Annotated in this window: 20 protein-coding genes; 13 read left to right on the top strand and 7 right to left on the bottom strand. The window is 60.9% G+C overall.

From position 1 onward, the window contains the following. Positions 1 to 19: 19 nt before the first annotated feature. The 4 genes from AB5Y95_RS00200 to AB5Y95_RS00185 all read left to right on the top strand — a co-directional run bounded on the left by AB5Y95_RS00200 (position 20) and on the right by AB5Y95_RS00185 (position 4,061). A complete protein-coding gene (locus AB5Y95_RS00200) occupies positions 20 to 1,534 on the top strand; it encodes an N-6 DNA methylase (protein WP_368159274.1) in 1,515 nt (504 codons plus the stop codon). Next, entirely contained in the window at positions 1,534 to 3,042 is a 1,509-nt protein-coding gene (locus AB5Y95_RS00195) for a restriction endonuclease subunit S (protein WP_368159273.1), read from the top strand. The genes AB5Y95_RS00200 and AB5Y95_RS00195 overlap by 1 nt, the downstream gene beginning before the upstream one ends. Then, complete coding sequence (locus tag AB5Y95_RS00190) at positions 3,039 to 3,395, top strand: 50S ribosome-binding protein YggL (RefSeq protein ID WP_368159272.1); 357 nt, start codon at positions 3,039 to 3,041, stop codon at positions 3,393 to 3,395. Before AB5Y95_RS00195 ends, AB5Y95_RS00190 begins: the two co-directional genes overlap by 4 nt. Positions 3,396 to 3,515: 120 nt before the next feature. Continuing rightward, complete coding sequence (locus AB5Y95_RS00185) at positions 3,516 to 4,061, top strand: M949_RS01915 family surface polysaccharide biosynthesis protein (RefSeq protein ID WP_368159271.1); 546 nt, start codon at positions 3,516 to 3,518, stop codon at positions 4,059 to 4,061. An 83-nt stretch (positions 4,062 to 4,144) separates the two neighbouring features. On the opposite strand, the gene dsdC is transcribed toward AB5Y95_RS00185, so the two are convergent. Beyond that, a complete protein-coding gene (gene dsdC, locus AB5Y95_RS00180) occupies positions 4,145 to 5,113 on the bottom strand; it encodes a DNA-binding transcriptional regulator DsdC (RefSeq protein WP_368159270.1) in 969 nt (322 codons plus the stop codon). Positions 5,114 to 5,325: 212 nt separating this feature from the next. On the opposite strand from dsdC, the gene dsdX reads away from it, so the two are divergent. From dsdX to AB5Y95_RS00160, 4 genes are all read left to right on the top strand, one after another. Further along, a complete protein-coding gene (gene dsdX / locus AB5Y95_RS00175) occupies positions 5,326 to 6,663 on the top strand; it encodes a D-serine transporter DsdX (RefSeq protein ID WP_368159269.1) in 1,338 nt (445 codons plus the stop codon). Positions 6,664 to 6,679: 16 nt separating this feature from the next. Beyond that, a complete protein-coding gene (locus AB5Y95_RS00170) occupies positions 6,680 to 8,011 on the top strand; it encodes a D-serine ammonia-lyase (protein WP_368159268.1) in 1,332 nt (443 codons plus the stop codon). Between the two features lie 333 nt (positions 8,012 to 8,344). Further along, positions 8,345 to 8,521 carry a hypothetical protein gene (locus AB5Y95_RS00165; RefSeq protein WP_005298942.1) on the top strand — a complete coding sequence of 59 codons (177 nt, stop codon included), beginning with the start codon at positions 8,345 to 8,347 and terminating at the stop codon, positions 8,519 to 8,521. Between the two features lie 305 nt (positions 8,522 to 8,826). Next, positions 8,827 to 10,281, top strand: coding sequence for a SulP family inorganic anion transporter (locus AB5Y95_RS00160; RefSeq protein ID WP_368159267.1), 1,455 nt, complete (start codon positions 8,827 to 8,829; stop codon positions 10,279 to 10,281). A gap of 77 nt (positions 10,282 to 10,358) precedes the next feature. On the opposite strand, the gene icd is transcribed toward AB5Y95_RS00160, so the two are convergent. Both icd and AB5Y95_RS00150 read right to left on the bottom strand, forming a co-directional pair. Then, complete coding sequence (gene icd, locus AB5Y95_RS00155; protein WP_017783803.1) at positions 10,359 to 11,612, bottom strand: NADP-dependent isocitrate dehydrogenase; 1,254 nt, start codon at positions 11,610 to 11,612, stop codon at positions 10,359 to 10,361. 202 nt (positions 11,613 to 11,814) lie between these two features. Continuing rightward, the gene (locus AB5Y95_RS00150) at positions 11,815 to 12,690 is read right to left on the bottom strand and encodes an AraC family transcriptional regulator (protein WP_164464937.1); all 876 of its coding nucleotides are present in this window, start codon (positions 12,688 to 12,690) and stop codon (positions 11,815 to 11,817) included. Between the two features lie 129 nt (positions 12,691 to 12,819). Between AB5Y95_RS00150 and manA the strand changes: the two genes are divergently transcribed. Together manA and AB5Y95_RS00140 are read left to right on the top strand one after the other, a co-directional pair. Next, on the top strand, positions 12,820 to 14,019 hold the full coding sequence (gene manA / locus AB5Y95_RS00145; protein ID WP_368159266.1) for a mannose-6-phosphate isomerase, class I: 1,200 nt from the start codon (positions 12,820 to 12,822) through the stop codon (positions 14,017 to 14,019). Between the two features lie 235 nt (positions 14,020 to 14,254). After that, positions 14,255 to 14,761, top strand: a complete 507-nt coding sequence (locus AB5Y95_RS00140; protein ID WP_017766110.1) for a hypothetical protein — start codon at positions 14,255 to 14,257, stop codon at positions 14,759 to 14,761. 74 nt (positions 14,762 to 14,835) lie between these two features. Here AB5Y95_RS00140 and AB5Y95_RS00135 read toward each other — a convergent pair whose 3' ends face one another. Beyond that, on the bottom strand, positions 14,836 to 14,985 hold the full coding sequence (locus AB5Y95_RS00135) for a hypothetical protein (protein ID WP_005298930.1): 150 nt from the start codon (positions 14,983 to 14,985) through the stop codon (positions 14,836 to 14,838). Between the two features lie 735 nt (positions 14,986 to 15,720). On the opposite strand from AB5Y95_RS00135, the gene AB5Y95_RS00130 reads away from it, so the two are divergent. Next, entirely contained in the window at positions 15,721 to 17,610 is a 1,890-nt protein-coding gene (locus AB5Y95_RS00130; protein ID WP_368159265.1) for a PTS fructose transporter subunit EIIC, read from the top strand. Positions 17,611 to 17,968: 358 nt separating this feature from the next. Further along, positions 17,969 to 18,748, top strand: coding sequence for a hypothetical protein (locus AB5Y95_RS00125; protein WP_267997189.1), 780 nt, complete (start codon positions 17,969 to 17,971; stop codon positions 18,746 to 18,748). 27 nt (positions 18,749 to 18,775) lie between these two features. Here AB5Y95_RS00125 and AB5Y95_RS00120 read toward each other — a convergent pair whose 3' ends face one another. Both AB5Y95_RS00120 and malX read right to left on the bottom strand, forming a co-directional pair. Then, positions 18,776 to 19,978, bottom strand: a complete 1,203-nt coding sequence (locus AB5Y95_RS00120; protein WP_368159264.1) for a MalY/PatB family protein — start codon at positions 19,976 to 19,978, stop codon at positions 18,776 to 18,778. A gap of 75 nt (positions 19,979 to 20,053) precedes the next feature. Beyond that, a complete protein-coding gene (gene malX / locus AB5Y95_RS00115) occupies positions 20,054 to 21,625 on the bottom strand; it encodes a maltose/glucose-specific PTS transporter subunit IIBC (protein WP_208199754.1) in 1,572 nt (523 codons plus the stop codon). 273 nt (positions 21,626 to 21,898) lie between these two features. On the opposite strand from malX, the gene AB5Y95_RS00110 reads away from it, so the two are divergent. After that, the gene (locus AB5Y95_RS00110; protein WP_368159263.1) at positions 21,899 to 22,936 is read left to right on the top strand and encodes a Mal regulon transcriptional regulator MalI; all 1,038 of its coding nucleotides are present in this window, start codon (positions 21,899 to 21,901) and stop codon (positions 22,934 to 22,936) included. Positions 22,937 to 22,973: 37 nt separating this feature from the next. Here the strand turns inward: AB5Y95_RS00110 and AB5Y95_RS00105 are convergent, their stop codons facing one another. Next, positions 22,974 to 24,218, bottom strand: a complete 1,245-nt coding sequence (locus AB5Y95_RS00105) for an NADH:flavin oxidoreductase/NADH oxidase family protein (protein WP_368159262.1) — start codon at positions 24,216 to 24,218, stop codon at positions 22,974 to 22,976. Between the last annotated feature and the right edge of the window lie 106 nt (positions 24,219 to 24,324).

Below are 24,324 nucleotides of genomic sequence, written 5' to 3'. Positions count from 1 at the left end.
TGCTCAACGAGAAATACCGATGAACAACACCGATCTGGTCGCCAAGCTCTGGAAGCTGTGCGACAACCTGCGCGACGGCGGCGTCTCCTACCAGAACTATGTCAACGAACTCGCCTCCCTGCTGTTTCTCAAAATGTGCGAAGAGACCGGGCAAGAGGCAGATCTGCTGCCGGAGGGGTATCGCTGGCGCGATCTCACCAGCAAGCTGGGGCAGGAGCAGCACCGCTTCTACCGCAACATGCTGGTTCAGCTCGGGGTTGACGATCACGCCATCGTTCGCGCCATCTTCCAGAACGTCAACACTACCATCACCCAGCCCGCCCAGCTTAGCGAGCTGGTCAGCAACATGGACAAGCTCGAGTGGTTCGACGGGGAAAAGGGCAAGAGCCGTGACGACTTCGGCGACATGTATGAAGGGCTGCTGCAGAAAAACGCCAATGAGACCAAGTCCGGCGCCGGTCAATACTTCACCCCGCGCCCGCTGATCAACGCCATCGTACAGGTGATGCAGCCCGCGCCCCGCGAGGTGATCCAGGATCCCGCCGCTGGCACGGCTGGCTTTCTGATCGAAGCCGACCGCTATATCAAGGCCCACACCCGGGATCTCGATGATCTCGACGAGGCGGATCAGATTTTCCAGATGAAAAAGGCTTTCGTTGGCCTCGAGCTGGTGCCGGAGACCCGCCGTCTGGCCCTGATGAACTGCCTGCTGCACGATATCGAAGGGGATGACCAGCACGGCGCCATTCGCCTTGGCAACACCCTCGGCAAGGATGGTGAGACCCTGCCCAAGGCTCACCTTATCCTCTCCAACCCGCCCTTTGGCAGCGCCGCGGGCACCAATATCACCCGTACCTTTGTCCACCCCACCAGCAACAAGCAGCTCTGCTTTATCCAGCATATTTACGATGCGCTCGAGCCTGGTGGCCGCGCCGCCGTGGTGATCCCCGATAACGTCCTGTTTGAAGGGGGCAAGGGCACCGAGATCCGCCGCGACCTGATGGACAAATGCAACCTGCACACCATACTGCGTCTGCCCACCGGCATCTTCTATGCCCAAGGCGTCAAAACTAACGTCCTCTTCTTCCAAAAGGGCACCCCGGACAATCCGGCCCAAGACAAAAACTGCACTCAGGCAGTCTGGGTCTACGATATGCGCGCCAATATGCAGACCTTCGGCAAACGTACTCCCCTCACCCTGGCGCACTTTGCCCCCTTTATCACCGCCTATGGCTGCGATAAAAACGGTCAGTCACCGCGCACCGAAGGGGTCTGGCAACAATTGGGCGAATTGCCACAGGAATCCGTGCCGGTGCAGAGCCTCGAAACCGCCCGCTGGCGCAGCTTTAGCCGGGAGTGGATCCGCGATACCAAGGGGGATTCCCTCGATATCAGCTGGCTAAAAGATCAAAACAGTGTCGATGCGGCCGACTTGCCGGAGCCGCTGGAGCTGGCCAATGAGGCCAAGGATGAGCTGGAAGCAGCGCTGGCCGAATTGCAGGATCTGGTTAAGGCGCTGGGTGGAGAAGAATAATGATGGGAGTAACTCAGTATCCTGAAGAGTGGTTGTACAGCCCGCTCGAAAATATTCTTATCTCTATTGTTGGTGGCGGTACCCCCAGTAAAGCTAACTCTGACTTCTTTCAAGGTGATATTCCTTGGATGAGCGTCAAAGATATGAATAAGCATGTGCTTACAGACACGGTTGATCATATATCTGAAGAGGCGATAGCCAATAGCAGCACTAATGTAATTCCTGCTGGAATACCGATTGTCGCAACACGAATGAGCCTTGGTAAAATAGTGGTTGCTACTTTCGATTCGGCGATAAATCAAGATCTAAAAGCATTGTTTATTCCAAGTCAAGTTAACACAGGATACTTTGTTTATTGGTATCGTTCTATTGCAAAGCATATTGAAAGCTTGGGAACAGGGACTACAGTAAAAGGCATTAGACTTGATGACCTGCGAAACCTGAACTTTCCATTAATACCAGCAGCAGAGCAAAGAGAGATTGCCGACCGGCTTGATAAATTATTGGCTCAGGTGCAGGCAACCCAAGCCCGTCTGGCCCGTATCCCGGATGTTATCAAGCAGTTTCGCCAGTCTGTACTTGCCGCTGCAGTGAGTGGAAGGTTATCTTCAGACTGGAGAGAACAGCATGAAATTAATGAGTCTGCAATGCAGCTTAAAAAGCGCTGGCTAGAGGAAAGAAAAACTTGGTTTCATGCAACACAACAAGAGCTTTTGAAAACAGGGAAAATAAAAAAAATAAAACCAATGCCCCTCCCTGTGTTGCCAGACATGGATACAGCAACACCAGAATCAATACCAGAACATTGGATTTTTATCAGTGTGAACGAGTTTGCTCAATGTTTTGATAACATGCGTATTCCGGTTAAGAAAGAAGCTCGTTTAAATAATATTGGTTTATATCCTTATTTTGGAGCCAATGGTGAGGTTGATCGCGTCGATGAGTTCATTTTCGACGATGACCTCATTTTAGTTACTGAAGATGAAACATTCTACGGTAGAGAAAAGCCTATTGCGTATCGTTACACAGGTAAATGCTGGGTTAATAACCATGCCCATGTTCTCAAAGCTATGACAAAAGAGGCGAATGATTATCTCTGCTATGCCTTGATGTATTACAAAGTTATTCCTTGGCTTTCAGGGACTACAGGAAGAGCAAAATTAACTCAGGCAGCATTGAATTCATTGCCAATTGGTTTGCCTCCATACAATGAATTAGTTGAAATCGTCCGTCGGGTGGAACAACTTTTTGCCTATGCCGATACCATCGAGCAGCAGGCCAAAGCGGCCAAAGAGCGGGTCGATAAGCTGACCCAGGCCATTCTGGCCAAAGCGTTCCGCGGTGAGCTGACCGCCGACTGGCGCGCAGCCAACCCGCACCTTATCAGTGGCGACAATAGCGCAGCTGCCCTGCTGGCACGCATTCAGGCCGAGCGGGCCACTGCCAAGCCGCGTAAACGGGCATCCAAACCAGCTATCAGCCCCACATCATCAGGAGTCCCCCAATGACCCCAGCTCGCTCTTATAAAAATCGTTCCCGCCGCCTGCGCAAAAAACTCCATGTCGGCGAGTTTCAGGAATTCGGTTTTCAACTCATGTTTAGCCTGAAGCCTCAGCTGGTGAGTTTTGAAGAGGCGCTCGATCGCTGGCTTGAGTTTATCAAGTCGCAAGGCTGGGGCTTTGGCGGAGGTGGTACTCTCTCTGCACACGAGATCAGTGGCTACCTCTGCCAGTTTGCCAGAGGCTCCCTGACTGAGGCCGATCGGGAACAGGCGGCTTGTTGGTTGGCCAGCCAGCCCTGGGTTGCCACCCACCAGCTCGAGCCTCTGAGCGATGCCTGGTACGGCCCCTGGCCAGAGTGATCGAGCTGCCGGTTGAGTCTGCCTCCAGGCTCAACCTTTCCCTCATCCTGCGGATTTGATTAGCTTCGCTTGACGCCGCTCTTTTCAAGATCCATCACGACCTAAAGGGGATAAGTGGCCATGAAATGGATAGTCCTTGCGGGGTTGCTTGGCGCAGCGCCGGCTTATAGCAGCGAACAGCTATACAAGGCGTTGTGGCTTGATAGCAAGGGCAAGCATGAGGTCACGCTGTCGGTCGATGAGATCCCGGCTACGGAGAAAGACAGTCGCTCGCTGGCTATTACCGGATTGGGCACCCTGAACGGTGAGCAGGAGTGGGTCCTGCATGACAGCGTCACCAACTGCAATCTCGATATGTTCATCAATATCAACCCCACCGGATTTGAGGTCGTCGAGCTCACCGGCAAGGGAGATTATTATCTGCTGCTCTCTTATTCAATGACCTGTCGCGGCGGACTCGATCCCGGTGATGTGAAATATTTTGCTTACCGAGATGGCAAAAAGTTTGCTCTGCGTGGTGTTGAACACTTTGTCGCTGATGGCAAGCCCCTGTACCCAGAGGAAAAGCCTGTACCTGTTGCAGGAACAAATCTTAAAAAGCACCCAGAACTTTACCGTTACATGATGAAGAAATGGCCTGAGCTTTCCACCGTTGTGATCCAGTGACAGGCGCGATTTCCCAACCATCAGCTTGAACGAAAAAAGGGCCACTTCCCAAGAGGTGGCCCTTTCTATTTGCCAGCCCTTATCTACAAAACCGGCGCCCTCTCTCCCGCCTGCTGGCAGGCCCAGTCGATGAAGGCTTGCGCCTTGGGGTTCTGGCAATTGGGCAGAGTGGCGATGTAGTAGCGCTGGGCGCAGCGCACCGCCATGTCCGGGAAGGGGGCCACAAGCTCGCGCCGGGCCAGCCGCTTGCTCACCAGGTTCTGCCGTCCCATGGCGATTCCGGCGTGGTTCATGGCGGCGATGATGGCGAGATCGGAGCGATCAAACCCCATGCTGGCCCTGCATGCCGAAAGCGACACGCCGGACTGCTCGGCCCAGCTGGACCACTCGTCGCCGTCGGAGTCATGGCCCCAGGCTTGCCGATCGTGCAGCAGGCGGCAGTGCGCCAGGTTGGCCGGGTTGCCGAGCAAGCCGTGCTGCTCGGCATACTCCGGGCTGCACACCGGCACCATGTACTCGTCCATCAACGGATGGATGGCGAGCCGCGCAGGCGTCTTGTCGTCGAAATAGAGGGTGAGATCGATGCCGTAACCGTGCAGGTTGATGTTCTCGTTGCCGGTCATGATGTTGAGCTCGATCTGGGGATGCAGGCGAGAGAAATCCGCCAGTCGCGGCACCAGCCAGCACTGGGCGATGGAGGGACGCGAGTAGACGGTCAGGGTGCCCGACAGCTCCTGATGGCGGATCTCAAGGATCTCCTGGTTGATGAACTCCAGCGATGACTTGAGCGCCCAGAATACCCGCTGCCCGTCTGCCGTCAGCGCCACCTTGCGATGAAAACGCAGGAACAGCTTGAAGCCAAGCTCCTCCTCCAGCGCGCTTATCCGGTGGCTCACCGCACTCGGGCTGAGCGCCAGCTCGTCGGCGGCCAGCGCAAAGGAGCCGTGTCTGGCTGCCGCTTCGAAGGTGTGCAGCCTGGCCAGCTGATAGCCGTTGAGCAGCTTGTTTCCCGCAACACTGCTTCTCGCCACATAGTTCTCTTCGCCGTACATATGCCCCCCTTGCAAAACGGTACCGATGATACCGAAAAAGTGGCCAGCTGCATCAGCTCATACCACGCAAAACCACCTTCACACCATAAATGTGATGAATGCGACACCTTTGCATCAACCCAGCTCACCCAAGCTGCCGATTTCATCATTTGTCAGGGAACCTGCATTTTCATTCAATAGCGCCAACATCATTCCCATGACAGAGGCACGCCATGAATTCAGAAATGTGGATCGTCGGAACCTTGCTGACCAGCATACTGCTGATCGTCGTCACCATAGTGAAGGGCAAGGTCCACCCCTTCCTCGCCCTGCTGCTGGCGAGCTTCTATGTGGGTGTCCTGATGGGGATGAACCCGCTCAAGATGGTCAATGCCATGGAGGAAGGCATAGGCGGCACCCTGGGCTTTCTGGCCGCCGTCATCGGCCTTGGCACCATACTCGGCAAGATGATGGAGGTGTCGGGCGCCGCCGAGCGCATCGGCCTCGCCCTGCAGCAGTGCCGCTGGCTGTCACCCCAGGTGACCATGGTGCTGGTCGGGCTGGTGTGCGGTATCACCCTGTTTGTGGAGGTGGGGGTAGTACTGCTCATTCCGCTGGCTTTCTCCATCGCCCGCAAGACCAACACCTCGTTGCTGACCCTGGCCATTCCACTCTGTACCGCCCTGATGGCCGTGCACTGCATTGTACCGCCCCACCCCGCCGCCCTCTATGTCACCAACCAGCTGGGGGCCGATGTGGGATCCGTCATCGTCTATGGCCTCGCGGTCGGGTTGTTTGCCTCGCTGGTAGGCGGCCCGCTGTTTCTGAAGCTGCTGGGCAAGCGGGTACCGTTCAAGGAGGTACCTGCCGCCTTTGCCGACATCCAGGCCCGCAACGAGGCCGAGCTGCCGACCTTGGGCGCCTCTCTCTTCACCGTGCTGCTGCCCATCCTGCTGATGCTGGTCAAGACGGTGGCCGAACTCAACATGGATCACGCCAGCCACCTCTATACCCTGCTGGAGTTTATCGGCAACCCCATCACCGCCATGTTCATCGCCGCCTTCACCGCCTACTACGTGCTGGGGATCCGCCGGCGCATGCAGATGGAAGGGCTGTTGGACCAGACCGAGCAGTGCTTCTCCTCCATCGCCAACATACTGCTGATCATCGGTGCCGGCGGCGCCTTCAACGGGGTACTCAAGGCCAGCGGCCTGGGGGACGGCCTTGCCACCATCCTCTCCCAGCTCGACATGCATCCCATCCTGCTGGCCTGGCTGGTGGCCATCGTGCTGCACGCCGCCGTGGGCTCCGCCACCGTCGCCATGATGGGGGCGACCGCCATCATCTCCCCCATCATGGTGCACTACCCGAACATCAGCCCGGAGATCATGACGCTCGCCATCGGCTCCGGTGCCATTGGCTGCACCATGGTCACCGACTCCCTGTTCTGGTTGGTCAAGCAGTATTGCGGCGCCACCCTGAACGAAACGCTCAAGTACTACACTACCGCCACCTTTGTCGCCTCCCTGATGGCGCTGGCCGGCACTTTCCTGCTCTCCTGTATCGTGTAACGAGGCCGAGAACACCATGAAACACATCGACGTATCACAACTCACCCAGCAGTTTCCGCTGCTGCAATCCCTGATCGCGCTGGAGCCGGTCAGCTGGTTCAACCCCAAGGCCACTACCCTGGTGGAAGGTCTTCCCTATGTGGGGCTCGATGGCAGCGATGTGGCGGATGCCTCCGCCCGGCTGGCCCGCTTCGCCCCCTACCTGTGTGAAGCCTTCCCCGAGACCCGCGCCAGCAAGGGCATTCTCGAATCCGACATCGCTGCCATCCCGGCCATGCAGCACACCCTGAATGCCCGTTACGGGGTCGAGGTGAGCGGCCGGCTGCTGCTCAAAAAAGACAGCCATCTGCCCATCTCCGGTTCCATCAAGGCGCGCGGCGGCATCTACGAGGTGCTGGCCCACGCAGAGCAGCTGGCGATCAAGGCCGGTCTGCTCTGCGAAGAGGACGACTATCGCAAGCTGTTCACGGAGGAGTTCCGCCACTTCTTCGGCCAGTACAGCATCGCGGTGGGCTCCACCGGCAACCTCGGCATGTCCATCGGCATCATGAGCGCCCGCCTCGGCTTTCGCGTCACCGTCCATATGTCGGCCGATGCGCGGGAGTGGAAGAAGCGCAAGTTGCGTGAACATGGCGCCATCGTGGTGGAATACGCCGAGGATTACGGAGTGGCGGTGGAGCAGGGACGCAAGGAGGCCGAACGCGACCCCGCCTGTTTCTTCATCGATGACGAGAACTCCCGCACCCTGTTTCTCGGCTACGCGGTGGCGGGTGAACGGGTGAAAAAGCAGTTCGACGAGATGGGCATCAAGGTGGACGCCGATCATCCGCTGTTTGTCTACCTGCCCTGCGGTGTCGGTGGCGGCCCCGGCGGGGTGGCCTTTGGCCTCAAGCTCGCGTTTGGTGACCACGTTCACTGCCTGTTTGCCGAACCGACCCACTCCCCCTGCATGCTGCTGGGAGTCCACACCGGCTTGCACGATGCCATTGCGGTGCAGGATCTGGGCATCGACAACCTCACCGCCGCCGATGGCCTCGCGGTGGGGCGCGCCTCCGGCTTCGTCGGCCGCGCCATGGAGCGGCTGCTGGCAGGTTTCTACACCCTGAGCGATCAGGAAATGTACGACCTGCTGGGACTCTTGGCCCGCGATGAGCAGATCAGGCTCGAACCTTCTGCGTTGGCTGGCATGGCAGGCCCGTGGCGCGTCGCGGCCGACCTTGAGTGGCAGGCCGGTCAGGGGCTGGATGCAGCCAAAATGGCCAGCGCCACCCACCTGGTGTGGGCCACCGGCGGCGGCATGGTGCCCGCCGAGGAGATGGAAAAGTATCTGGCCAGCGCCCGCCTCTGATCTTTTTTCAGCCATAAAACCCGCCAGACTGGCGGGTTTTTCTCGTGTGAGATCAGCAACATGGCGTGCATATTCGGGCGCATACAAAGTGGACGGCCAGACAGCTGGACACCCTTAATTGCTGACAATCCCCCCAAGCTGGTTATTTTGTGATACGATAGTGACCGTTTTTTGACATCTGCACCCACGTTGGCGCCCTGTTCGGGCGAGATCGCGACCCAATCCGTCGATCACAACCATCGAGGGCATGCAGAAAAACCGTGGCCTGATGGCCCCGTCCGGCACAAAGCCTGGCGGCGGCCAGCAAGACACACGAGATAAGGAGATCGGGCAATGAAACAATATCAAAGCTGGCTGGGACAATATCTGATGAGTCGCCGCGATGGGGACCACGCCATGGCATCCGAACTCGCCAGCTCCATCTGCGAGTTCTGGCAGACCCAGGGGGACGAGGCCGAGCAGGACAAATGGCAGCAGATCTACCAGCACCATCTGGAACGAACCACCTAATCATCCGAATCCTTGCCTTGCAGCCCCAAACTGCAAGGCTCTCTTTTATCCAGCCCCTTCCTCCCCTCGCCTCCTTTGTGCTCTCACCATGACAGCGCAGATCTGCCAGCCTGCTTCATATCGTTGCCCGCATCCTTTCAACAGGTTACCGGGCAGGGCCGCCTGCCATGTGCAATTTGGCGTCACATCGGCACGTTCGCGCCTTGCCCCTGCCCCTCCCCTTTGTTAGAGTCGCGCGCCGCGCTGCCACCGCGCCCATAACGACAACACGCGCCCAGAGCGCCAGCAACGAGCGAGAACAATCCATGCGTGAGCGCATCAGACAAGAGTGGTTTGGCAACGTCAGGGGGGATCTGCTGTCGGGCACGGTCGTGGCCCTGGCCCTGATCCCGGAGGCCATCGCCTTCTCCATCATCGCCGGCGTCGATCCCAAGGTGGGGCTCTACGCCTCCTTCTGCATCGCCGTCATCATCGCCTTCACCGGCGGCCGCCCGGCCATGATCTCCGCCGCCACCGGCGCCATGGCCCTGCTGATGGTGACCCTGGTGCACGAGCACGGCCTGCAATACCTGATGGCTGCCACCCTGCTCACCGGCCTGCTGCAGATCCTGGCCGGCTACCTGCGCCTCGGCGCCCTGATGCGCTTCGTCTCGCGCTCGGTGGTGACCGGCTTTGTCAACGCTCTGGCCATCCTCATCTTCATGGCCCAGTTGCCGGAGCTGACCAACGTCAGCTGGCAGGTCTACGCCATGACCGCAGCCGGGCTTGGCATCATCTACCTGTTCCCGCGCCTGCCGCGCATCGGCAGCCTGCTCCCCTCGCCGCTACTGTGCATCGTGCTGCTCACCGCGGTGAGCGTCGGCCTCGGCCTCGAGGTGCGCACGGTCGGCGACATGGGCGCCCTGCCGGACACCCTGCCGGTCTTCATGTGGCCCGAGGTGCCCCTCAATCTCGAGACCCTGGCCATCATCTTCCCCTACTCCGCCGCCCTGGCCGTAGTGGGGCTGCTCGAATCCCTGATGACCGCCGCCATCGTCGACGAGATGACCGGCACCCGCAGCGATCGCCACCGCGAGTGCAAGGGCCAGGGGCTGGCCAACATCGCCGCCGGCCTGATGGGCGGCATGGCGGGCTGCGCCATGATCGGCCAGTCGGTCATCAACGTGAAATCCGGTGGCCGCGGCCGCCTCTCCACCCTGGTGGCGGGGGCCCTGCTCATCGTCATGGTGGTGTTCCTAGACGAGTGGATCCGCCAGATCCCCATGGCCGCCCTGGTGGCGGTGATGATCATGGTATCCATCGGCACCTTCTCCTGGGGCTCAGTGCTGCGCATGCACAAGACGCCGCTGGCCACCAACCTGGTAATGCTGAGCACGGTGGCCGTGGTGGTAGTGACCCACAACCTGGCCCTCGGGGTACTGACCGGGGTGCTGCTGGCCTGCCTCTTCTTCGCCCACAAGGTGGCGCGTACCCTGCTGGTGCACAGCGACAGCGAGCGCCACGGCGCCACCCGCACCTACCGGGTGCACGGCCAGGTCTTCTTCGCCAGCACAGAGCAGTTCTGCGCCGGCTTTGACACCGGCGAATCCCTCGAGCGGGTGGTGATCGACTTAAGTGACGCCCACTTCTGGGATCTCAGTTCCGCCGAGGCCCTGAGCACGGTGCGCCGCCGCTTCAAGGCAGCTGGCACCGAGGTGCAGCTGACGGGGGTGAGCGACGCCAGCGCCGCCCTGCTCGGCCGCTTCGCCCCGGCGACCTGACCGAACGCCGCTTCAGGCGCCACACGCCCATAAAAAAGGCCAGCCCCCTGGGGCTGGCCTTTTGCATCTTCACAGACTTACATCTGGTCGACCATGTCCTGGGCGAACTGGGAGCAGGAGCGCAGGGTGGCCCCTTCCATCAGACGCTCGAAGTCATAGGTGACGGTCTTGTTGCGGATCGCCGCTTCCATCCCCTTGATGATGAGGTCAGCTGCCTCGGTCCAGCCCATGTGGCGCAGCATCATCTCGGCGGAGAGGATGAGGGAGCCCGGGTTGACCTTGTCCTGACCGGCGTACTTCGGCGCGGTGCCGTGGGTCGCTTCGAACAGGGCCACGCCGTCACCGATGTTGGCACCCGGTGCGATGCCGATGCCGCCCACCTGGGCCGCCAGCGCGTCGGAGATGTAGTCACCGTTCAAGTTCATGCAGGCGATGACGTCATACTCGGCCGGGCGCAGCAGGATCTGTTGCAGGAAGGCGTCGGCGATGACGTCCTTGACGACTATGGTCTTGCCGGTTTTCGGGTTCTTGAAGGAGCACCAGGGGCCGCCGTCGATGAGCTGGGCATCGTACTCTTTCTGGGCCAGGGCGTAGCCCCAATCCTTGAAGGCACCTTCGGTGAACTTCATGATGTTGCCCTTGTGCACCAGGGTCACGGAGTCGCGATCGTTGTCGATGGCATACTCGATGGCGGCACGGACCAGACGCTCGGTACCGGCCTTGGACATGGGCTTGATGCCGATGCCGCAGGTCTCGGGGAAGCGAATTTTCTTCACGCCCATCTCGTTTTGCAGGAAGGAAATCACCTTCTTGGCTTCGTCGCTGTCGGCTTTCCACTCGATGCCGGCGTAGATGTCTTCGGCGTTCTCGCGGAAGATCACCATGTCGGTCAGATCCGGGCGCTTGACCGGGCTCGGGGTGCCCTCGTAGTAACGGACCGGGCGCAGGCAGATGTAGAGATCCAGCTCCTGACGCAGGGCCACGTTGAGGGAGCGAATACCGCCACCGACCGGGGTGGTCAGCGGGCCCTTGATGGCCACGCAGTATTCACGAATGAAATCCAGGGTTTCGGCCGGCAGCCAGGCACCTTCGCCATAGACATGAGTCGATTTCTCGCCGGTGTAGATCTCCATCCAGGCGATCTTGCGCTCGCCTTTGTAGGCTTTCTCGACCGCGGCATTCACCACATTCAACATGGCCGGGGTCACGTCCACGCCGATGCCATCCCCTTCGATAAACGGAATGATCGGATGGTTGGGAACCTGCAGCTTGCCGTTGGCATCGACTGTGATTTTCTGGCCCTGGGTCGGGATAACTACTTTGCTTTCCATCGGCATCTCCTAACTTCCGTTTGTTATCAATCTGTAAGTTGCGCGCGGCCATCTTAAGCCCATCCATTGGCAGAATCAAATGGCGAGCACGCATGTCAGACCATAGTCGCGCACTGGATCACAATGCGTCCATTCAGCCGGCTCCGGATCCGAAGCAGCCCCGCCGGCGCCTGAGCTGGGCAGGCTCCGGCGGCATCCCTGTTTATCCCGCCAGCCCCTCGGCCTGCCCCTGCGGCTGGCTGAGTGCCCGGTACTGGGAGGGGGTCAAGCCGGTCTTCTGCTTGAACACCCGGCAAAAATAGTTCACATCGCTGTAACCACAGCGGCTGGCCACCTCTTCGAGGCGAAAGCGGTATTTCTTGAGCATGAACTTGGCCCGATCGATGCGCACCCAGCTGATGTAATCGGCCAGGCGCATGTGCCCCTGCTCGCGAAACAGGTGCGACAAGTGGCTGGCCGAGACGTTGAAGCGATGGGCGATCGAATCCCGGCTGATGGGGCGGTGAAAGTTCTCCTGGATATAGATGCAGATCCCGTGAAACAGTTCGGCCCCCCGCGGCCGCTCGAAGGTCGACTCGGCCAGCAGCTGGCGCACGCTGGTGAGCAGCGCCTGCAACAAGTGGTTGTCGGTGGGGGAGCGCGCGGGATCCTCGGTCAGCACGTTCAGTGCCGCCAGTATGTGTTCGTTCACATGGCCAGCCCGGGCCATGATGCTGTGCTTTTGCACGTCAAAGAAATCGGGGTCTTCCCGCCGCTTGCTCACCAGACTGAAACCCAGCTGACGCTTGCCGAACAGCAGGCTCAGCACCGAGCAGTCGGTGGTCCAGAGCGGCTTGTTCCAGCCGTTGGGGGGGATGTAGAGCACCTGCCCCGGGGCGATGCAGATCTCCTGGCAGCCCTGCTCCCTGTCCCAGATCTGGTTGCGGTACTCGCCGCTGAACACCAGCTCGAGGCGGGGAAAGTTGACCTGATAGCTGAAACCGGGCGGCACCCCCTGATCCTGGGCAAACCAGATCTGGTCGAAGGGGGCCTGCTCGTGGAGGGCGCCATCGAGCAACTGGCTGAAGACAAGAGACATGCTGATCCTGATCAAGAGAGAGGCAAGCGGTTGCGGTGCCCGCGACCGCCCATGTTATAGTCCGGTCCACGGCAGCAATGCCACCCTTTTCTGCACCCGATTTTCTGCACACCAAATGAGGCATCCCTTATGAGCAGTCGCGATCTGCCCTCTTTTTTGTCAATGCAAAATCCGATTCAAGGCTACGACTGGGGCAGCCATGACGCCCTCACCACCCTGTTCGGCATCCCCAATCCGGCGGGCAAGCCCCAGGCCGAGCTGTGGATGGGTGCCCACCCCAACGGCTGCTCCGAGGTGGTGCTGGCCGGGCAGGCGCAAAAGCTCTCGTCCCTGATAGAGAACGCCCCCGCCGCCGTGCTGGGTGAAGCCACCCAGGCCCGCTTCGGCAGCCTGCCGTTCCTGTTCAAGGTGCTGTGCGCCGAGAAGGCCCTCTCCATTCAGGTGCACCCGAGCAAGGCGCAGGCCGAAGCGGGCTTTGCCAAGGAAGAGGCCGCCGGCATCTCGCCCAAGGCCGCCAATCGCAACTACAAGGATCCCAACCACAAGCCCGAGCTGGTGTTTGCCCTCACCCCCTATCAGGCGATGAACGGCTTTCGCGCCATCCCGGCCATCCTGGCGCTGTTCGAGCGGGTCAAGCTGCCCGCCCTTGCCGAGCTGGTTGCCGCCCTCGCCGCCAGCCAGAATGAAGCGGGCCTGCAGCACTTCTTCCACCAGCTGCTGGTGCTGGAAGGGGCGCGCAAGGAGGAGGCTCTGGCGGGCCTGCTGGCCTTTGCCGCCAAGCATCAGGATGAAGAGACCTTTGCGCTGATCACCAGCCTGGCCGCCCAGTACCCGGGGGATGTGGGGCTGTTCTCGCCGCTCTTGCTCAACGTGGTGACCCTGCAGCCCGGTCAGGCGATGTATCTGGACGCCTGTACCCCGCACGCCTATGTGCGCGGCACTGGCCTCGAGATCATGGCCAACTCCGACAACGTGCTGCGCGCCGGACTCACTCCCAAGTACATAGACGTGGCCGAGCTGTTGGCCTGCACCCGCTGCCTGCCCAAGCCGGACGACCAGATCCTGCTTGCCCCCCGCCTGGAAGGGGCGGTGCAGCACTTCGAGGTGCCGGTGCCGGACTTCACCTTCAGCGTCTACCCGGCGGGCGAGCACCAGCTCAACACCGCCAGCGCCGAGATCCTGTTTGCCATCGATGAGGCCGTGATCCTCAAGCGCGGTGACGACACCCTGCGTCTCGAGAAGGGTCAATCCGCCTTCATCCCGGCCGCCACCGGCCGCTACCAGCTGCTGGCCGAAGGCCGGGTCGCCCGCGCCGGCAACCGCTGCTAAGCCGGTTCAAATCGAGCCATGACAACAAGGGCCATCCAGGATGGCCCTTGTTGTTGGCAGTGACCGCCACTGTCCACTTCCGCCTTTGCCGACTAATTTCTTGATGTGCGGCATAAAATCATCAGATCCTGCTGTCGCCCTCTGCCGGGTTGGCTATCATGCCCGTCTGGCTATCACACGCCTTGATACCCGCCGGAGCAGCACTGCCAGCCGGCCCCAGTTCAGGAAGAACATCATGAAAGGCTACTGTGGACTATCCGTTTTACTGCTGGCGCTGCTGGGCGGCCCGGTGCACGCCGCCTGCGACAAGGGGGTGGCGCTCAGGCTGGCCAAGGCGTTCTGGAGCGAGCACAAGGATTTCTATTACGCCGATCCGGCGCCGCTCAAGGCGCTGCTCACCCCCGACTTCTTTGCCGTGCTGAGCAGCGAGGCCGAGTGCAACGCCGACGGCGAGGTGTGTGCCATCGATGCCGACCCCTGGATCAACGCCCAGGATGGCGAGGTGAGCGAGCCCGTCAGCTTCACCCTGGCCAAGGAGCAAGAGCAAGGGGTAACGGTCAGGATGCACTATCTGTTCGCCCTCTCCGACGCCCAGAAAGAGCCGCAGACCGTCAGCCTCCACTTTCAGAAGAGCGGCGACAACCGCTGCTACCTGATGGATGACTTCATCCCCCCCGGCGATGGTTCCCTCAAACAGCGCCTGCGCCAGTGGCAGAACCACAACGCCATCGAGTTGCAATAAAAAACCCCCGCCATACAGGCGGGGGTTTTGCATTCAGCCGGGCCACACGCATCAGCGCCGGGCCCATGGCGAGGTCACTCCTCTACTGCCTCCGACTGAGGCTCTTCAGCACGGATCTGCTGCAGCTCTTCGACCCTGGCCTGCCATTTGTCGTGGGCCTGTTTGCGCTCCTGTTGCTTGAACTCTTCGCGCATGGTGTCGATATTTTGGGCCAAATTTTCCATCAGGATGTCTCCTTACATCTGGGTGAACATGACAAGTAAAACGGGTTGACGGCACACTCCGCATCAAGGGCGTTGGCCTGTCGGTTCATCAAGTTTGACTTCCGGTTTGCCAAAACTGTCCAACTAAATAAACGATTGGATATGCACAAAGCAATCTAAAAAATGATTAAACGTCTCTCGTAAAACCGTCTAAAGGCGCTCAACAGACCCACTTCCCGCTCCTACACATGAGATGTAAACCATTAAATATCAGTATCTTAAAGTGATCCCGTAGCGAGTTCACACGCCCTTTTCAAGGCGCCGATTATGCACTAATTTTTCACGCCCCGTGTTTTCGTCCCTTGCAGCCCCGCCACCATAAGCGCCGCCCAGAGCCAGGCAGCCGCTTTTGCCGAGCGGCTCACAGTTTTGCTGACCACGGGAGCACACAAATCTCCATCCTTCAGCCCACAAAGAGCAGGCCCTCCAACCGCCGACTGGTGATGAATTGCCCCCACACCAAGAATAATCGCCTGTTTTTAAAGATGTTTTTGTTAATCCACAGCGACCGTCTTCAACCGGACAAAATGCGAGCAGGCTCACAGGTGAGCGCCATCAACACAAAAATCCAGTAAAGGGCACATATGTCCGATTTCGGCCGAGGCACTTGGGAGAAACAATAGGCAGGTCAACCAGTTGCACCACCGTTTTCAACAGGACCAGTTCCATTCGGACGGCACCAGCCAGGAGAGAACCATGCTCACCACCCTGATAGATGAAGGATTGATCTGCCTCGATCTTGCGGCCCGCGACAAGCAGGCGCTGTTTGTCGAACTGGCCGAGAGGCTCAAGGCCAGCGGCAAGATAGCCAGTCAGGATCAGTTTGTCCGCGACCTCTGGGCACGAGAGGCGCTCGACAACACCGGCTTCGAACAGGGGGTCGCCCTGCCCCACGCCAAGAGCGAGGCGGTGCGAGAGCCCGCCATCGTGGTCGGCATCAGCCGCCAGGGCATCGACTATGGCGCCGAGGATGGCGAGCCCTCCAAGCTGTTCTTCATGATTGCCTCCCCGGCAGGCGGCGCCAACCACCATATCGAGGTGCTGGCCGAGCTCTCCACCAAGCTGCTGGAACCCGGTTTCATCGCCAGCATGCAGGCGGCCACCAGCCGCGCCGAGGTGCTCGCCTTGCTGGCCGCATCAGGGCCATCCTCAGCCCCTGCAGCCCCCACCCGGGCGCAACCTGCCCAACCTGCAGAGCCGCAGGAGCGCGGCATCAAGGCCCAGCTCAATACCCTCAAGCAACACCTGCTGTTCGGCACCTCCCACATGATCCCCTTCATCGTCGCGGGGGGCGTGCTGCTGTCGCTGTCGGTGATGATCAGCGGCAAGGGCGCCGTGCCCGAGGCGGGCGTGCTCAAGGACATGGCCGACATGGGGATTGCCGGGCTCACCCTGTTTACCGCCGTGCTGGGCGGCTACATCGCCTACTCCATGGCGGACAAACCGGGCCTGGCCCCCGGCATGATCGGCTCCTGGATTGCCGTGCAGCAGTTTCATACCGGTTTTCTCGGCGCCATCCTGGTGGGCTTTATCGCCGGCCTCATCGTCAACCAGCTCAAACGCATCAAGCTGCCGGACTCCATGAGTTCGCTCGGCTCCATCTTCATCTATCCGCTGATCGGCACCTTCCTGGTGTGCGGCATCGTCATGTGGGTCATCGGCGCCCCCATCGCCGCCATGATGGAGGGGATGAACCACTGGCTCTCCGGCATGGCGGGCTCGGGCAAGGTGATGCTGGGGGCCATCCTCGGTGGCATGACCGCCTTTGACATGGGCGGCCCCATCAACAAGGTGGCCACCCTGTTTGCCCAGACCCAGGTCAACACCCAGCCCTGGCTGATGGGCGGGGTCGGCATCGCCATCTGCGTGCCGCCGCTCGGCATGGCGCTGGCCACCCTGCTCTCGCCCAAGCGCTACAAGAAAGAGGAGCGTGAGGCGGGCAAGGCGGCCGCCATCATGGGTATGATCGGCATCAGCGAGGGGGCCATTCCGTTTGCCGCCGCCGACCCGGTGCGGGTCATCCCGGCCATCGTCGCAGGCGGCATCGTCGGCAACATCACCGGCTTTCTGATGCACAGCATCAACCACGCCCCCTGGGGCGGCTGGATCGTGCTGCCGGTGGTGGAGGGCAAGATGGGCTATATCCTGGGCACCCTGCTCGGCGCCCTCACCACGGCCCTTATCGTCAACCTGCTGAAAAAGCCGGTCAGTGACACCGAAGAGAGCAACGAGCGCCTGGAGGAGTACCAGATCATCGAGGCGGAAGGGGAAGCCGAGGTGCTGGCCATCACCGCCTGCCCCTCCGGCGTGGCCCACACCTTCCTGGCCGCCAAGAGCCTGCAAAAGGCAGCCGCCAAGGCCGGCATCAAGTTGAAAGTGGAAACCCAGGGCGCCAACGGCATCATCAACCACATCAGCGCCAAGGACGTGGCCAACGCCCGCTGCGTCATCCTGGCCCACGACGTGGCCATCAAGAACAGGGAGCGCTTCGCCCATATCGAGGTCATCGACGTCAAGACCCGGGAGGCCATCCACAACCCGGAGGGGCTGCTGGCCCGCACCCGACCGGGGCGCCAGGTGGCCTGATAACGGACTTGAGAGTACCTGCGACAGAAGGGGCCGAGGGCCCCTTCTTTTATCCAGGCATCAGGCAGTAAACCCTGTTCGTCAGCCGCCCGAACGGGGATAGCACCCTCCCACTCAGGATCGATAAGATAGGAGCCATATCGTGCCTTCGCCTGCCAGCCGGCCTGGCGACCACACATGGACGGAGCCTTGCACAAATGGATCTGACGGACGTACGGCTCACCCTGCCCGAGTGCCTCGCCCGCCATCCCGAATAAACGCCAGTTGCTGTACCTGCGGTTCGCACAAGGTTCGGTTTCGAAGCCGCGCTATTCTCTGACAGATTCATATATCAACTAGATGAGTGAAGGGACGCCCAGTGAGTAATCGAACAGCCGCTGCCCGTTGGCGCTGGCTTCGCCAACATATAAAAACATTGCGCAATTCTGAGCTGGAACCCGAAGAAAAGGGGACAACTTGGCGCTTTGCGGGATTAGTCGTGGCGGCCATTCCTGCCCTGACAGCAGCAACCTATCTCCTGGGGATGGCCTATCACTATGGCTATACCTTGGCGTTTAACCTCGACTATGCCGAATTTTCTCCACCGGCGGATTATCTGCTGGCCCTTGGCCTTCTCACGACTCTCAATATGCTCAAGCCCTGGATGTGGCCTGTATTGGGTAGCATGCTCACGATTTTTTCAGTGGCGATCACCCTACTCATCTGCGCTCGCTGGCGAATTCATCTCACATGGCTGTGGCAAAGCTCAATGTTCTATCGTTGGCTGATCAAAAGAGCGAAAAAGATTGGGCGCTACCCAGCCCCCTCTCTTTTCAGAGCATTTGTTTGGATGGGGAATAGCTATGACAAATTTGCCTTCTTGTTGTTATCCGTATTGATCCCCGTCATGGGTGCGCTCTGGTTCTTTGTGAAAGGTGTCGAAGAGGCACAAACACAGATCTTCCGCCTCGAACAAGGCAAGTGGCCGCAGACAGAGGCCCATAGTCAGTCTCCCCTGCTGGGGGATGAGCCTCATATTCGCATCGCCTGCAACACTTCCCACTGCGCCTATCGCCTCAAGGGGGGTGATACCCTGATCCTGCGCTTTGATCAGATAGAAGAGACCCGCTATCGGCCTGACAAGGCCGCCTCGAAATAGCAACCGCCGCCCGAGGGCGGCGGCGCTCTATCTGGCCAGCAGCTCTTGCAGCGCACCGATCAGGGCATCAAGGCCTTTATCTACTTTCGAGCGAGGACAGCCGACGTTGAGGCGAAGATAGCCGTTGCCTTCGGGGCCATAGGTGTCGCCGCGCATGATGGCGACCCGGTACTTCTCCACCAGCAAGGTTTGCAGCGCATCCATCCGCTCGGTGGAGTCGATGCCAAGGCCGCGCAGGTCAATCCAGGCGAGATAGGTCCCCTCGGGCACCCGATAGTCGATGGCGGGGAAGGCGGTGTTGAGCCGCGCCGCCACCTGGGTCAGGTTGCCGTGCAGATAGGCTTTCAGGGCATCGAGCCACTCACTCCCCTCCCGATAGGCGCTGATATGGGCCAGCACCCCGAGAATGGGCGGTGATGAGAGGCCATGGGCCGCCTTGAGCCGCTGCAGATAGGCGGCCCGCGCTTCGGCGTTGGCAATAAAGGCGTAGGCGCCGCCAAGGGCCGGAATATTGAAGGATTTCGAGCCCGAGCTCACCAGTGCCCAGTTGTCATCCGGCGCCACCTCGCTCCACGGCAGGTAAGGGGCAAAGCTCATGTCCATATGGATGTCGTCCGAGATGACCCTGACCCCGTGGCGCTGGCAGATAGTGGCCATCCGGCCCAGTTCATCCCGCGTCCAGACCCGGCCGGTGGGGTTGTGGGGGCTGCACAGCAGCAAAATCCTGCAATCGGGGCGGGCCGCCTGGCGCTCGAAGCAGGCCCAGTCAATGTGATAGCTCCCCTCCCCCTTTATCAGCGGGCAAGGCAGCAGCACCCTGTCGTTGGCGGCCAGCATATTGCCGAAGGCGTCGTAGGCGGGGGTATGCACCAGCACCCCCTCCCCCGGCGCCGACCAGAGGCTCACCAGCTGGGCGATCACATAGATGACCGAGGGGCCGTAGACCAGGCTCTCGGGGTCAAGGCGAGAGCCGTAGCGGTGCGCAAACCAGTCGCTCACCGCCCCCTTGAAGTCGTCGTGATTCCAGCGACTGTAGCCAAAGACCCCGTGTTCGAGGCGCCTGGCCAGGGTCTGGCGAATGCAGGGGGCCGTCTCGAAATCCATGTCGGAGATGGTAAAGGGGAGCAGGTCGGCGTGGCCAAAACGGTCGGCCACATAGTCCCACTGGGTGCAGTAGGTGCCGTGGCGATCGACCAGGCGGTCAAAATCAAAGGATTCGGTAGTGGGCATCTCTTTCTCACCAGCAAAAACAGCAATGAACAAGGGGGCATGGCGCCCCCCAACGCAGGGTAACAGAGGGCCGACTCAGGCCCCCATCAGGCTCTGCAGCTGGTTTTTCACCAGATGGACCTGGGGCCCGATCACCACCTGCAGGTTGTGCTCGTCGAGCTTGATCACCCCGATGGCGCCATTCGCCTTCAATACCTTGTCATCGACCCGGCTCATGTCCTGCACCGACATCCGCAGGCGGGTAATGCAGTTGTCCAGCGCCAGGATATTGCCGGCGCCGCCCAGCGCATTGAGGATGATTTCGCCGTTGTAGCCACTGTTGCCTGCCTTCTTGCCCGCGGGTTGAGCCGCCTCGCTGGTCTCGATTTCCCGGCCGGGGGTTTTCAGGTTGAAGCGCACGATGGCGAAGCGGAACACGCTGTAGTAGATGGCAAACCAGATGGCCGCCGCGACCGGCACCAGATACCACTTGGTGGCGGTGCCCTGCAGCACGCCGAACACCAGGAAATCGATGAGGTTGCCGTCGGTGTTGCCGATGGTGACGCCGAGCAGCCCCATAGTCATAAAGCCGAGCCCGGTCAGGATGGCGTGAATGACGTAGAGCACGGGCGCCACGAACAGGAACAGGAACTCCAGCGGCTCGGTGATGCCGCCGATGACGCAGGCCACCACGCCGGAAACCAGCAGCGCCTTGATCTTGCCGCGATTTTCCGGGCGGGCGCAGTGATACATGGCGAGCGCCGCCCCCGGCAGGCCGCCGAGGAAGGCCGGCATCTTGCCCTGGGAGAGGAAGGAGGTGGCCGACACCGAGAACTGGGTGGTGTCGGCGCAGGAGAGCTCGGCGTAGAAGATGTTGAGCGCGCCGCTCACCTCGTTGCCGCACACCAGTTGGGAGCCGCCCGCCTCGGTGAAGCGAATGAGCGCCACCAGGATGTGGTGCAGACCGAGCGGCAGCAGCAGACGCTCGCCGGTACCGAACAGGAAGGGGCCGAAGGGACCGGCGTGGGAGATGAGCGCCCCTATGCCGTTGATGCCGGCGGCGAACCAGGGCCAGACCAGGGGCACCACCAGACCAACCACCCCCAGCACGATGGCGGTGATAATGGGCACGAAGCGGGCGCCTCCGAAGAAGGCGAGCGCATCGGGCATCTTGTAGGTGTAGAAGCGGGCGTGCAGTTTGGCGACGATCACCCCGACGATGATGGCCCCCAGAATGCCGGTGTCGATGGAGCTGATGCCGAGGATGGCTTTCACCCCGTAGGCCTTCTCTGCCGCTGCGTCACCGATGACGTTGGCCACGGTGAGGTAGAAGTTGATGGAGAGGTTGAGCGCCGCATAGCCGACGAAACCGGCAAAGGCCGCCACCCCCTTCTCCTCGCGCGCCAGCCCCAGCGGAATGGCCACCGCGAACATCACCGGCAGGTAGATAAAGGCCACCAGCCCCACCTTAGTCATCCAGAGGAACAGCAGCTGCAGCACGGTATTGTCGAGGAAGGGCATGCTCTGCTTGACCGCATCGCTGGTGAGCGAGCTGCCGACACCGAGCAGAATGCCCGAGAAGGCCAGCAGGGCGACCGGCAACATGAAGGTCTTGCCGAGGCTCTGCAGGAACTCCCAGATGGTGGATTTGGCGGGGGACTTGGCCATGTGTCAGATCCTTGTGAGGTGAAGGTCATTCGATACGCCTGCCCGGTGGCCTCCCTGACGGATGGCAACGACGAGCCGTATCTGGTTTTGCTGGATGATAAAACGTTTTATCAACTTACAAGTGCCGACAGGATCACAGAATATAAGTGCTGTCAGGGAAGCGCTTGCAAAACTGTGAGCCGGATCGGCCCGAGGGTGATGTAACGTTTCACTCAGGCATATGAGCAGGTATGCTGGAGCCTCGCTCTCAACTCGCCGTCGCCCGTTCGCCCTATGTCGCCCAAATCCCTCTCTGCCAAAGCCACCAAGATCACCGACGTCGCCCAGTGGGCGGGAGTATCGGTCACTACCGTTTCCATGGTGCTCAACGGCAAGGGGCGCATCTCGCCGGCCACCGCCGAGCGGGTACAGCAGGCGATCAGGGCGCTCGACTATGTGCCCAACAGCGCCGCCGCCAACCTGCGCAGCCAGCAATCCAATCTGGTAGGGCTGATCCTGCGGGACATCACCGACCCCTTCTATACCGAGGTGACCGCCGGGGTGAGCGAGGTGCTGGAGCAGCAGGGCTATCTGCTGTTTCTGACCCAGTGCGGCCACAGCCCCGAGCGGCTGCAACAGAGCATCCAGTCCCTCTCACGCCAGGGGGTGGCGGGCATCATCTTCAACCCGGTGCGCGGCGCGGCCGCCAAGCCGCTGGAGCACCTGCTCGACTCGGCGCTGCCGCTGGTGTGCGCCGCCCGCTCCTACTATCGGGACGACGTGGACTTTATCGGCCCGGACAACACCCACGCCGCCCAACAGGCCACCACCTACCTTATCGAACAGGGTCACCGCCACATCGCCTACGTCGGCGGGCGGGCCGACTCCCTCACCCGCGCCGAGCGCATCGGCGGCTACTGCGCCAGCCTGTTGCAATACGGCCTGCCCTTCAAACCGGAGTGGGTACTGGAGTGTGAACGCACCCAGCGCAGCGCCGCCGACACCATCGCCCAGCTGCTGCACCAGCACCCCAAGGTGACCGCCATTCTGTGCCACTACCCCGAGGTGGCCCTCGGTGGCATCTACGGCGTCGAGGCGAGCGGGCGCAGCGTGGGCAAGGACAACTACATCGGCCAGCAGGTGGCCCTGCTCGGCTTTGACGACGTGGCGGAGGCCGAGCTCACCTCCCCCGCCCTCACCTTCGTCAGCTCGCCGGCGCGAGAGATAGGCCGCCAGGCCGCCCTGCGCCTGCTGACCCGGATGCAGCAACCCGAGCTCGCCCCCAACCGTCATATCATCACCCCCAGCCTGCAGAAACGGGCGTCGGCTTGAGTTAGCAAGACTGGCAGATTCACGAGCCGCTACCTCTTCACTTTTCCTGCACCTTGATCCAGCGTCGATAGCGGGCGTTGCCAAGCAGGGTCTGCCACTGCTGGCAGGCCAGCGCCAGGGCGGGTGCGCTCTTGGGGCAGCTCGGCTGGCCGCGCCCCAGCCGCCGCAACTGGTATTTCACCATCGCCATATAACCTACCGAGGCCAGCACCTTGTTGCGCCAGGGGATGGGCCTGAGCTCGGCACTTGCCGCCTGCTCACGGTGCCATCTGGCGGGCAGATCCGGGGCGATGGCCAGCGCAGTGGCCATGCCGGCGACCGCCACCCCGCTGCCAAGCACCTGCTCCACCACCGGATAGCGGCGAATTCCCCCGGTCACCATCACGGGCATATGGGCAACGGAGACGATCACCCGAGCGAACTCTAGAAAATAGGCCTCCCGCGCCAGAGTCCGACCATCGCGGGCCTGGCCGTGCATGGCGGGCGCCTCATAACTGCCGCCGGAGAGCTCCACCAGATCTACCCCAAGCGGGTTGAGCATCTCCACCACCGCCTTTGCATCCTCGGTACTGAAGCCGCCACGCTGAAAGTCGGCGGAGTTGAGCTTGACCGACAGTGAGAAGCGCTCCCTCGCCTGCTGACGGATCCCTTCTACTATCTCCAGCAGCAAGCGGGCGCGATTCTCAAGACTGCCGCCCCAACGATCACTGCGTTGGTTGGTGAGCGGCGAGAGGAACTGGCTCAGCAGATAGCCGTGCGCGGCGTGGATCTGCACTCCGTCAAAACCGACACGCTGTGCCAACAGCGCCGTGTTGATGAAGCACGCCTTCACCTCGGCAATGTCGGCCTCGCTCATGGCTCTGGGCGGGGCGAACTGCCTCGAGAAACTGCCGAGCGCCATGGGCACGGCGGAAGGGGCCAGGGTGGGCTGCCCCAGCGCCGCCGGCATCTGGCGACCGGGGTGGTTGATCTGCATCCAGACCTGGGCGCCCCCGCTCTTGGCCGCCTCGGCCCAGACACTGAAACGCTCGGCCAGCTCTGGGGAGAGATCGTGGGAATCGAGTACCACGCCCCCCGGCCCCGTCATGGCGTGGCCGTCCACCATCACATTGCCGGTGATGAGCAGGCCGGCGCCACCCTCTGCCCAGGTACGATAAAGCTGGATCAGCGCCTCTGAGGGGGCATGGTCACGGTCGGCCATGTTCTCTTCCATGGCCGCCTTGGCGAGGCGGTTGATAAGCTGGCTGCCATTGGGCAGGGTCAGGGGAGTAAATGGATTCATGGCGATCTCCTCGGTAATGAGGACCCCACCATAAGTTTGAAGCTGACTTGAAGGTCAAGCCCCTTTATCGGGATGCCGTCGCGATGGGAGAAATGCTATCCACCCG

Source organism: Aeromonas sp. R5-3 (assembly GCF_040908225.1).
Taxonomy (GTDB): Bacteria; Pseudomonadota; Gammaproteobacteria; order Enterobacterales; family Aeromonadaceae; genus Aeromonas; species Aeromonas dhakensis.
The sequence above is the reverse complement of the archived record's forward strand: the minus strand, read 5'-3'. Positions and strand labels throughout refer to the sequence as shown.

What these genes read in the sequence shown, in the direction of transcription:
- AB5Y95_RS00170 (WP_368159268.1), top strand. Translation starts at nt 6,680, where the DNA reads ATGAAACACATCGACGTATCACAACTCACCCAGCAGTTTCCGCTGCTG.
- AB5Y95_RS00120 (WP_368159264.1), bottom strand. Translation starts at nt 19,978, where the DNA reads ATGCCCACTACCGAATCCTTTGATTTTGACCGCCTGGTCGATCGCCAC.
- AB5Y95_RS00130 (WP_368159265.1), top strand. Translation starts at nt 15,721, where the DNA reads ATGCTCACCACCCTGATAGATGAAGGATTGATCTGCCTCGATCTTGCG.
- AB5Y95_RS00165 (WP_005298942.1), top strand. Translation starts at nt 8,345, where the DNA reads ATGAAACAATATCAAAGCTGGCTGGGACAATATCTGATGAGTCGCCGC.
- AB5Y95_RS00160 (WP_368159267.1), top strand. Translation starts at nt 8,827, where the DNA reads ATGCGTGAGCGCATCAGACAAGAGTGGTTTGGCAACGTCAGGGGGGAT.
- AB5Y95_RS00195 (WP_368159273.1), top strand. Translation starts at nt 1,534, where the DNA reads ATGATGGGAGTAACTCAGTATCCTGAAGAGTGGTTGTACAGCCCGCTC.
- AB5Y95_RS00110 (WP_368159263.1), top strand. Translation starts at nt 21,899, where the DNA reads ATGTCGCCCAAATCCCTCTCTGCCAAAGCCACCAAGATCACCGACGTC.
- manA (WP_368159266.1), top strand. Translation starts at nt 12,820, where the DNA reads ATGAGCAGTCGCGATCTGCCCTCTTTTTTGTCAATGCAAAATCCGATT.
- AB5Y95_RS00185 (WP_368159271.1), top strand. Translation starts at nt 3,516, where the DNA reads ATGAAATGGATAGTCCTTGCGGGGTTGCTTGGCGCAGCGCCGGCTTAT.
- AB5Y95_RS00200 (WP_368159274.1), top strand. Translation starts at nt 20, where the DNA reads ATGAACAACACCGATCTGGTCGCCAAGCTCTGGAAGCTGTGCGACAAC.
- AB5Y95_RS00105 (WP_368159262.1), bottom strand. Translation starts at nt 24,218, where the DNA reads ATGAATCCATTTACTCCCCTGACCCTGCCCAATGGCAGCCAGCTTATC.
- dsdC (WP_368159270.1), bottom strand. Translation starts at nt 5,113, where the DNA reads ATGTACGGCGAAGAGAACTATGTGGCGAGAAGCAGTGTTGCGGGAAAC.
- AB5Y95_RS00150 (WP_164464937.1), bottom strand. Translation starts at nt 12,690, where the DNA reads ATGTCTCTTGTCTTCAGCCAGTTGCTCGATGGCGCCCTCCACGAGCAG.
- AB5Y95_RS00190 (WP_368159272.1), top strand. Translation starts at nt 3,039, where the DNA reads ATGACCCCAGCTCGCTCTTATAAAAATCGTTCCCGCCGCCTGCGCAAA.
- icd (WP_017783803.1), bottom strand. Translation starts at nt 11,612, where the DNA reads ATGGAAAGCAAAGTAGTTATCCCGACCCAGGGCCAGAAAATCACAGTC.
- dsdX (WP_368159269.1), top strand. Translation starts at nt 5,326, where the DNA reads ATGAATTCAGAAATGTGGATCGTCGGAACCTTGCTGACCAGCATACTG.
- malX (WP_208199754.1), bottom strand. Translation starts at nt 21,625, where the DNA reads ATGGCCAAGTCCCCCGCCAAATCCACCATCTGGGAGTTCCTGCAGAGC.
- AB5Y95_RS00135 (WP_005298930.1), bottom strand. Translation starts at nt 14,985, where the DNA reads ATGGAAAATTTGGCCCAAAATATCGACACCATGCGCGAAGAGTTCAAG.
- AB5Y95_RS00140 (WP_017766110.1), top strand. Translation starts at nt 14,255, where the DNA reads ATGAAAGGCTACTGTGGACTATCCGTTTTACTGCTGGCGCTGCTGGGC.